The following is an 8,948-nucleotide window of genomic DNA, read 5'->3' as shown; positions in this document are numbered from 1 at the left end:
CCGGGATTACGAGACCCGACCCGATCATCATGAGGCGATGGTCCACGTCGCGATGATCGCCACGATGTCACGTCGGCTTGCCCGTTCTGCTTGACCCTCGACCCGGAGTTTTCAGATGCACTCTGAGCGAGACCGATCGGATGCGACGGCTCCTGCTCTCGGCCGTCGGCCACGACCTGCGCACGCCGCTCGCTGCCGTCAAGGCATCGGTGTCCAGCCTGCGCAGCACCGACATCGAGTTCTCGGCCGAGGACACCGCGGAACTTCTCGCGACCATCGAGGAATCCACCGATCAGCTCACCCGCCTGGTGTCGAATCTCCTCGACTCGTCCCGGCTCGCCGCCGGGGTGGTCACACCCGTCCACTCTCCCGTCTATCTCGACGAGGTCGTCCACGGCGCGCTCGCCGGATTGTCCGGTGGCGGGACCGATGTCGCCGGCGCCATCAGGCGCAGGGTCGCCGTCGACGTCGGCGACATCATGGTCGACGCCGACGCCGCACTCCTCGAGCGGGTCTTGGCGAACCTGCTGGACAACGCACTGAGGTACGCGCCGACCGGTCCGATCCGCGTCGAGGCGGATGTCACGAACCGGTCCGTCACGATCACTGTCGCCGATACCGGTCCAGGGCTCACGCACGCGGACGATGTTTTCACGACTTTTCCCCGGAGCGGCGACCGGCATACCACCGGCGGCGCCGGCCTCGGGCTGACCGTTGCCCGCGGGTTCGTCGAGGCGATGGGCGGTACCATCGCAACCACCGATACTCCCGGCGGCGGTACCACCGTGATCATCGAACTCGCCGCGCCCGCAAAGGAACACCCGTGACCCGCATCCTCGTCGTCGACGACGAACCGCAGATCCTGCGGGCGCTGCGCATCAACCTCACGGCCCGTGGCTACGACGTGGTCACCGCCGCCGACGGTGCCGGTGCTCTGCGCGCGGCCGCGCAAGCGCACCCCGACGTGATCGTGCTGGATCTGGGATTGCCCGACCTCGACGGCATCGAGGTACTGGCCGGTTTGAAGGGCTGGTGTACCGCCCCGGTGATCGTGCTGTCCGCGAGAACCGACTCGGCCGACAAGGTCGCCGCGCTCGATACCGGCGCCGACGACTACGTGACGAAGCCGTTCGGGATGGAGGAGTTCCTCGCGCGTATCCGCGCGGCCGTCCGCCGCGGAGCAGCGGCACCGGACTCGACCGAACCTGTCGTCACGACAGACGATTTCGTCGTCGATCTGGTGGCGAAGAAGGTCACTCGCGACGGCACGCCGGTACATCTGACACCCACCGAATGGGGGATGCTCGAGATGCTGGTCCGAGACCGCGGCAAACTCGTGGGGCAGCGTGCACTGCTGGCCGAGCTGTGGGGCCCGGCCTATGTCGACCAAACACACTACCTGCGTGTGTATCTCGCTCAACTCCGCCACAAACTCGAACCCGACCCCACCCGTCCGCGCCACCTGATCACCGAGCCTGGGCGCGGATACCGCTTCGAGGTTTGACGGACGCGGCATCGAACCTGTGCCGCCGGTGGTTCACACGTCGAAGAGGCGGAACTGCGCGGCCTGGGCCCGCGCGTCGGTGTCGTCGCGGTAGCGCTCGGCCATGGCTTGCGCGAGCGACACATCGCAGCCGAGTTCGTCCGCCACCGCATTCCAATCGTGTCCGGACCGGCTCAATTGCCATGCCAGTTCGCGTAGTTGCTCGTCCATCTCCATCTCGCGGCCCCTCGCAGGTTTCGGATGTATGGTGCGATCTGCACATACGGTAGTCCGACGTCACTGTTTTCGGAGACGGCACGGCGAAACGCTTCTTGCGCAACCACCCCGAGTCCGTGTGCTCGCGGGATACGATGCCGACACCCATCTCGGCGATCGGAGTGCGGTATGAGCAAGCTCGTGAACACACTGACCGAGGACGAATTCGTTCTGGTTCGGGAAACGAAGAAGCCTCAGATGGCGGGCCTCGACGAGGACGAACTGATCGAACTGCACACCCGAGTCCGGCGCGCTCGCAACAAGTACGTCAAGCTGTACCGCCGATCCGGAGCGGACAAGGTCGACAAGAAGAAGTCGCGAGCGACCGGCCGATCGGCGAACCGACGCAACGCAGGCAAGGCCGAAGTGTTCGAGGATGCGCTCGCCAGGGTGAGCCGGCAACTCGGTGCCGTGGCTCGCACATCCGCCGAGGCACTCAAGCAGGAACGGTTGGCCCTCGCTCGCGTCGACTCGGTTGCGCCGGGCACCGGTGTCGCCGGCGACGGCAAGGTGGAGTCGCCCGGGAAGATTCGCGTCGATTCGACGCGAAAGTCGTCCGGTCGCAAGAAGTACGAAGCATCGTCCATCGCGGCCGGGGCGCGTCGACAGGCCGAGAAGGACAACAGGAAGCGCTGAGCGGTCGAAAGAGTGCACGTTACGCGCTGTGCTCGTACGGTGAGTTCATGGACGTTCGAGAACACATCATTGCCGAACGCGCGGAACTGGTGGATCTGCTGAGATCGCTGTCGCCGGAGCAGTGGACCACACCGTCGCTCTGTGCGGGATGGTCCGTACGGGATGTCGCCGGCCACCTGGCGATCGACGCGGTGCCGCTGCACCGCTACGTTCTGTCCGGGTTCCGGAATCCGTCGGCCGACCGTCTCAACGCGCATTACGTTGTCGCAGCGCGGAGCATTCCCCTCGATCGGCTCGTCGAACGGTTGTCGGTGTCGGCCTCCTCGAGTTGGATGACACGGTTCTTTCCCCGCTTGGCCCTGGCCGACCACCTCGTGCACCAGCAGGATATTCGCAGGCCCCTCGGGCTGCAGCGAAGCATCGATGCCGATCGTCTACGTCTCGTTCTCGATCGTCCCGATCCGTTTGCCCGCCCCGGAAGGTTCGTCGAGGGGCTCCGCCTCGTCGCGACCGATCTGCCGTGGGAGAAGGGCACGGGGCCGGTCGTGCGCGGTTCGGGTGAAGCGCTCGCGTTGGTGACCGTCGGCAGGGCCGCGGTTCTCGACGAGTTGGACGGCGACGGCGTCGCACTCCTACGCGATCGCCTGGTGTGCCTTTCCGGCCCCTCCGGTGGCCACAAAGGCACACCGGTGGCGAAGCCGCCGGTCAGGGGTAGTTCGGATTGTTGAACGTCGGGATCTCGATGCTGATGGCCTTCAGTTCGGACATGTAGAGCAGCACGAACTGTCGCAGCAGCTCGTCGAAGGTCCAATACGCTTCGGGAGCCAGCGGCAGCGGCAGGAGACCTTCGCGGACCGCGATGAACGGACCCCACCCGACGTCCAGCAACGTACCCCACACCGGTTCCCGGGGAATCCGCAACCAGTCGGCAACCGTGTTCCCGAGTGCGAAACGGGTCAGTGCCCCGAGGATCGGCCGGCTCAGGAGCGTGAAGTCGAGTCCCGCGCCCAGATCGAGGAGGGTATCGGCGAGTTCGATGCCTTCCCGGGTGGGTGCGAGGATCGGATCGAGGACCTGCGTGGCCTGCGATTCGGCATCGGCCCAGGTCGCAGGGATGTACTGATCCTGGATGCCGAGCAGGTGGGCGCTCACCTGCCACGAGTGCAGGAACGCATCGGATTCCGCCGCCGGGATCGGCACCTGCCACGCCCGTAGCGTCCGCATCACGGTTGTCGGAAGACTGTGCCAGGTGACCATCATGTCGTGCTGACTGATCGGACGATCCTCCGGCGCTGCGGCAACCCAATGCGACGACTGCGGGAGCAGGTGCCGCACGCCGGCGTGCGCGAGCCGAGTTTTCACGCCCGTCACGATCATCTCGCCGTCGGGCAGATAGGCGTTGCGCGAACCGATGTCGTATCCGAGCTTCGCGGTCCGGGAGATGCGGCGCTTCATATCGGCTCCGCCTCTGGAGTAGTAGACGGCGAGCGCTTCCTTCGGAATGACCGTGCTCATCATCCCGCTCGCGAAACCGTAGAGAACACCCAGATACAGTCCACGCTTCTCGTTGAATCTCACGGCGGTCCCGAGCGTGCCCGGGTCGGCCCAGGGCGGGAGTTGCCTCGCGCGGTCGAGGAAGTCCCGCAGGTCGCCGGGCAGTCCGTCCGGTAGCGCCTGGCCGTTCGTCGTCCACCCGCGCAGCAGGTCGTTGACGCGGGGCACCTCACCGCGCTCGAAGAGTGACGCGACCAGCGGGTCGGCCTCCGGATCCCACACCCGGCGAGGATCGGCGCCGCGGTCTGTGCCGGGGATCGATCCTGCGGGCGACCATCTCCACGGAAGGGCCTGCGCCGGGGTTGCCGCCGCGACGGCGCCCAGCGCCGCGAGCGCCCCGCCCGCCTTCAACACGTTTCGTCTGCTCAGATCCGCCATCTGCCGCCCTCTCCGGGGTAGCCGTAGCATCCGCCGGAAATCGGGCGGATTTGGCGTATCCGACTGGTGGGCACGGGGTTTCGAGTTCGGCATGCGCTGTCGACTGGTTGGTGCTTGACTGCCGATGATGATGTTGGTCGGTGCTGGTGGAGGCTGGGGTCGTGGCGACGCGGATGTTCGCGGACGAGGAGTTGGAACGACTGCGGGGATTCCCGGAGATCAGCCGCGAGGAGCTGTTCCGGTACTTCACGCTGACGCCTGCGGATCTGGCGTTCGTGGATCCGGGCCGGGGCCGGGGCCCAGCCGAGCGGCTGGGCTTGGCGATCGCGTTGTGTACGCTGCCGTGGCTGGGATTCGTGCCGGATCGGCTGGTCACGGCTCCGCCGGTGGCGGTGGCTCGTGTCGCCGAGCAGTTGCGGTTGGATCCGGTGGTGATCGGTGCCTACGGCAGGCGAGCCAAGACCCGCACCGAGCATGTGCGCCTGGCCGCGCGGTACCTGGGATGGCGTGCGGTCGGTGCGCTCGAGTTCAAGGAGCTCGATGAGTTCCTGCTCGCGCGGGCGATGGAGCACGATTCCCCGACTCTGCTGTTCCGGCTGGCGTGTGAGTATCTGATCTCGGCGAAGGTGATCCGGCCAGGCCCGGTCACCGTGGTCGAGCGGGTCGCCCACGCCCGCCACCAGGCCCAGACCGAAACCTATGACCGGCTCGCTCACGAGTTCACTGCGGCGCGGTGCGCGGAGTTGGACGGCTTGCTTGTCACCGACGCTTCGCTGGGGATCTCGCGGTTGCGGTGGCTGTCGACCGGGCCGGTGGAGGCCTCGGCGGCCGCGGTCCGCGCCGAGGTCGACAAGCTGGGTTTCCTGCGCGGGTTGGGCGCTGATCGGCTGGATATGTCGGTGCTGCCCGCCGAGCGGCGCCGGTTTTTGGCCACGATGGGCCGGCGCCTGAGTCCGCAAGCGCTGCAACGTCGGGATCCGCAACGCCGGTATCCGATCCTGCTCACGGTGCTGGCCCAGTCCGGCACCGATGTCCTCGATGAGGTCGTGGCGTTGTTCGATCAGGCGATCTCGGTGAAATTCGGTGCTGCCGAACGGAAGATGCAGCAGCGGCTGGCCGAACGAGGGAAGACTGGAGAGGACCGTCAGGCGCTGCTGGACGATCTGTTGGAAATCGTTACCGACCCCGGCGTTCCGGATGAGGAGATCGGTGCGCTGATCCGCGGCGAGAAGATCGGGTGGGAGCGCCTGCGCGCGGCGATCGCCCAGGCCAAGCCCAGGTTGCCGCGTGATCACGGGCATCTGGCGGCGTTGGATTCCTCCTACAACTACCTGCGTCAGTTCACCCCCGCGGTGCTCGAAGCGGTGCGCTTCTGCGGCGGTACCGCCGCGACCGAGTTGCTGATCGCGGTGAACATGCTGCGCGAGTTGAACGCGACCGGGCGGCGCAAGGTCTTCGATGACGCCCCGACCGGGTTCGTGCCGATGAAGTGGCGCGGCTACCTCGACGAGGCCCGCAAATCCGGCAGCGCGACCGCGTATCGGCACTACTGGGAGTTGTGTGTGCTGCTCGGATTGCGTGACGGGTTGCGCAGCGGGGATGTGTTCGTGCCGGGCTCGCGCCGTTACGCCGACCCGGCCGCCTACCTGCTCACCACCGGGCAGTGGGAACCGCAACGCGTTGAGTTCTGCGGCCTGGTCGGGCGATCCGCCGATCCCGGCGTCGCGCTGGCCACCGTGGTCGCCGAACTGCACGACGCTCTCGGTGAGCTGGAGGAGGTGCTGGCCGGCGGGGACGGCCCGGTCCGGCTGGACGAGGGCGGGGATCTGGTGATCTCGCCGCTGAGCGCGGAAGATGTTCCCGCCGAGGCGATCACGCTCAAGGCCGAGCTGACCGAAATGCTGCCGTTCGCGCCGATCGTGTCGCTGCTGATCGAGCTGGACAAACGCACCGGCTACCTGGACTGCTTCACCCACGCCGGCGGTCAGGCCACCCGGACGCCGGAGCTCAAACGCAACCTGATCGCGGTACTGCTGGCGCACTCGACGAACCTGGGGTTGATCCGGATGGCCGAGGCGTGCGGAATCACCTACGACATCCTGGCCTGGACCGACGAGTGGTATGTGCGCGAGGAGACCCTGCGCGCGGCCAACCTGGTACTGGTCGGCTACCACCAGCGGCTGCCGCTGACCGCGGTGTTCGGCGCCGGAACACTGTCGTCGAGCGACGGGCAGCGTTTCCCGACGCGCGGTAAGTCGACCACGGCGCGGCCGTTGAGCCGCTATTTCGCCAGCGAGGGCCTGTCGACCTACACCCATGTCAGCGACACCCACGCCACCTACGGCACCAAGGTCATCGTGGCGACCAAACGCGAAGCCCACTACGTGCTCGATGAGATCCTGGGCAACGCCACCGATCTGCCGATCACCGAGCACGCCACCGACACCCACGGGGTCACCCTGGTCAACTTCGGGTTGTTCGACCTGCTCGGGATGCAGCTCTCGCCACGGATCCGGGATCTGGGGCGGATCACCCTGTACCGGCCGGGCCCGCGCGCCGAGGCCGAGGCCCGGTTCCCGCACGCGGGCCCGCTGATGACCCGCAAGGCCAACCTGGGTTTGATCGCCGAGCACTGGGACGATCTGCTGCGGTTGGCCGGATCGCTGAAGTTCGGGCACGCCACCGCGTCGCTGTTGGTCGGCAAGCTGTCGGCGTCGGGGCGGCAGAACACCCTGGCCGCGGCGCTCAAGGAGTACGGGGCGCTGCGGCGCACCATTTACGCCGCGAGATACCTCTCCGATCCGGACTACCGGCGCAAGATCTCGCGGCAGCTCAACAAGGGCGAGTCGCTGCACGCGCTGCGCCGCGACCTGCTCTATGCCCATGAGGGGATGATCCGGGCGCGCCACCTCGAGGACCAGACCGAGCAGGCCTGGTGCCTGACCTTGACGACCAACGCTGTGATCGCCTGGACCACAGAGTATTACGGGTTCGCTGTCGAGCAGATGCGCCGGACCGGGCAGCGTATCGATGACGAGGTCCTGGCCCACATCAGCCCGGCCCACAGTGCCAACATCAACTTCTTCGGCGCGATCGAGGTCGACATCGACGCCGAGCTGGCCCAGCTGGGCCCGACCGGGTACCGGCCGCTGCGGGTGCGCGACACCTTGTTCTGACCGCGCGGAACCGGGGCCCGTGGTTACGGCGTGGCGATGTCGATAGCGGTGTCTGCTGGCGTGGGTGTTCGGTGGGCGGTGAGGAAGTTGTCGACGAGCCGGGTGCAGTCGTCGTGGTCGATGCTGCGTAATCCGGTGAGACGGGCGAACACGATCGGGCCGAGGAGTTCGATGATGGCGAAGGTGGTGTCGAGCTCGCCGAGCATCGCGCGGGCCTCGGGACTGGTGAGGATCTGGTCGAACGGGTGGCGGTACTGCTCGATGACGCGCGCGCGCAGCGAGGTGACCGCGGCCGGGTCGGGGTGGTCCTCGCCGATGGAACCCATCGCCAGCCAGGCCAGGGTGGTCATCTGCACCGGAGCCTGTTCGATGAGGTCGGCCTGGCTGGCGAGCAGCGCCAGGAGCCGCTCACGCACGGGCCCGGTGCCGGTCGGTGTGTCGACCTGGGGAAGTAGTCGTTCGAAAGTCGCCGCGAGCAACTGGGTGGTGCTGCCGAAGTGCCGGTAGAGGGTGGCGCGGGCGACCTTCGACACGCGGGTGACCGCCTCGACGGTGACCGCCTCGACACCGCCGGTGGACAGCAGATGGGTGGCCGCGTCGAGCAACCGGTTGCGTGAGCGCGCCAGTCGCGGATCGGCCTGCTCGTCGTCCGCGGCGAGCGGGTCGGTCGCCGCCGGGCCTGGGTCGGTCATGGACGCGCCTTCCTCCGAATTCGTGTCGTTGAACTCTTGATATGGGTGAACTCTATCCCACCCCCCAACCACTATGATACGAATGGTCTCGTACAGATACCGTTGGTCTTCAAAGTCGGGGAGGTGCCGGTGGCCACACCCGGAACGGACACTGTCGAGATCGCCCGCTGGACCAGGGCCCAGTGGTGGATGCTGGCGGTGTCGTGCCTGGCGGTGGCGCTGGTGGTCGCGGCGATGGCGGCGTTGTATTCGGCGTTGCCGCAGATCGCGCTTGCGACCGGGGCCACCCAAGCCCAGCTGACCTGGATCGTCGACGGCTACACGCTGGTGCTGGCGTGTCTGGTGCTGCCCGCCGGCGCCGTCGGTGACCGTTACGGGCGCCGCGTGGTGCTGGTGGTGGGGTTGGTGGTGTTCGCCGCCGCCTCGGCGCTGCCGCTGCTGCTGTCCGACCCGGCCTGGTTGATCGCGACGCGCGCGCTGGCCGGGGCAGGCGCCGCGCTGGTGATGCCCTCGACGCTGTCGATCCTCACTGCAGGGTTCGCCCCCGCTCATCGCGGCCGGGCGGTGGGGATATGGGCCGGGGTCGCCGGATCCGGGGCGATACTGGGGATTCTCGGTGCCGGGGTGCTGCTCGAACGATGGTCGTGGCTATCGGTGTTCGTAGGGTTGACCGTGGCCGGGGCGGTGCTGGCGGGGTTGGCGTGCACCATCGCCGAGTCCCGCCAGCGCGAGCATCCGCAGGTGGACTGGGTG

General features: G+C 67.4%; 8 protein-coding genes and 1 pseudogene. 6 read left to right on the top strand and 3 right to left on the bottom strand.

Annotation, left to right across the window (positions count from 1 at the left end; all coding sequences use genetic code 11):
* Window positions 1-122: 122 nt before the first annotated feature.
* Window positions 123-827 (top strand): annotated as a pseudogene (locus tag WAX14_RS21365) (sensor histidine kinase); the annotation flags it as partial.
* Window positions 824-1,504, top strand: coding sequence for a response regulator (locus WAX14_RS21360; RefSeq protein ID WP_422630046.1), 681 nt, complete (start codon window positions 824-826; stop codon window positions 1,502-1,504). The pseudogene WAX14_RS21365 and the gene WAX14_RS21360, both read left to right, overlap by 4 nt.
* A 33-nt stretch (window positions 1,505-1,537) precedes the next feature.
* Here the strand turns inward: WAX14_RS21360 and WAX14_RS21355 are convergent, their stop codons facing one another.
* Window positions 1,538-1,720 carry a hypothetical protein gene (locus tag WAX14_RS21355; RefSeq protein ID WP_422630045.1) on the bottom strand — a complete coding sequence of 61 codons (183 nt, stop codon included), beginning with the start codon at window positions 1,718-1,720 and terminating at the stop codon, window positions 1,538-1,540.
* Between the two features lie 168 nt (window positions 1,721-1,888).
* On the opposite strand from WAX14_RS21355, the gene WAX14_RS21350 reads away from it, so the two are divergent.
* On the top strand, window positions 1,889-2,395 hold the full coding sequence (locus WAX14_RS21350) for a hypothetical protein (RefSeq protein WP_422630044.1): 507 nt from the start codon (window positions 1,889-1,891) through the stop codon (window positions 2,393-2,395).
* A 47-nt stretch (window positions 2,396-2,442) separates the two neighbouring features.
* Entirely contained in the window at window positions 2,443-3,123 is a 681-nt protein-coding gene (locus tag WAX14_RS21345; RefSeq protein ID WP_422630043.1) for a maleylpyruvate isomerase family mycothiol-dependent enzyme, read from the top strand.
* On the opposite strand, the gene WAX14_RS21340 is transcribed toward WAX14_RS21345, so the two are convergent.
* On the bottom strand, window positions 3,101-4,327 hold the full coding sequence (locus WAX14_RS21340) for an oxygenase MpaB family protein (RefSeq protein ID WP_422630042.1): 1,227 nt from the start codon (window positions 4,325-4,327) through the stop codon (window positions 3,101-3,103). The genes WAX14_RS21345 and WAX14_RS21340 overlap by 23 nt on opposite strands.
* Before the next feature lie 161 nt (window positions 4,328-4,488).
* Here WAX14_RS21340 and WAX14_RS21335 point away from each other — a divergent pair, with 161 nt between their 5' ends.
* Window positions 4,489-7,503: a Tn3 family transposase gene (locus WAX14_RS21335; protein WP_319804843.1), complete on the top strand. Its 3,015-nt coding sequence runs from the start codon at window positions 4,489-4,491 to the stop codon at window positions 7,501-7,503.
* A 23-nt stretch (window positions 7,504-7,526) separates the two neighbouring features.
* Here WAX14_RS21335 and WAX14_RS21330 read toward each other — a convergent pair whose 3' ends face one another.
* Complete coding sequence (locus WAX14_RS21330; protein WP_006554624.1) at window positions 7,527-8,195, bottom strand: TetR/AcrR family transcriptional regulator; 669 nt, start codon at window positions 8,193-8,195, stop codon at window positions 7,527-7,529.
* A 129-nt stretch (window positions 8,196-8,324) separates the two neighbouring features.
* Here WAX14_RS21330 and WAX14_RS21325 point away from each other — a divergent pair.
* A partial coding sequence (locus WAX14_RS21325; RefSeq protein WP_422630041.1) for an MFS transporter occupies window positions 8,325-8,948 on the top strand: 624 nt, incomplete at its 3' end.

Source organism: Rhodococcus sp. (in: high G+C Gram-positive bacteria) (genome assembly GCF_049299235.1).
Lineage (GTDB): Bacteria > Actinomycetota > Actinomycetes > Mycobacteriales > Mycobacteriaceae > Rhodococcus.
The sequence above is the reverse complement of the archived record's forward strand: the minus strand, read 5'-3'. Positions and strand labels throughout refer to the sequence as shown.

Bases quoted from the DNA above. Each gene is read 5' to 3' on its own strand.
- WAX14_RS21355 (WP_422630045.1), bottom strand. From the start codon at position 1,720: ATGGAGATGGACGAGCAACTACGCGAACTGGCATGGCAATTGAGCCGG.
- WAX14_RS21350 (WP_422630044.1), top strand. From the start codon at position 1,889: ATGAGCAAGCTCGTGAACACACTGACCGAGGACGAATTCGTTCTGGTT.
- WAX14_RS21345 (WP_422630043.1), top strand. From the start codon at position 2,443: ATGGACGTTCGAGAACACATCATTGCCGAACGCGCGGAACTGGTGGAT.
- WAX14_RS21340 (WP_422630042.1), bottom strand. From the start codon at position 4,327: ATGGCGGATCTGAGCAGACGAAACGTGTTGAAGGCGGGCGGGGCGCTC.
- WAX14_RS21330 (WP_006554624.1), bottom strand. From the start codon at position 8,195: ATGACCGACCCAGGCCCGGCGGCGACCGACCCGCTCGCCGCGGACGAC.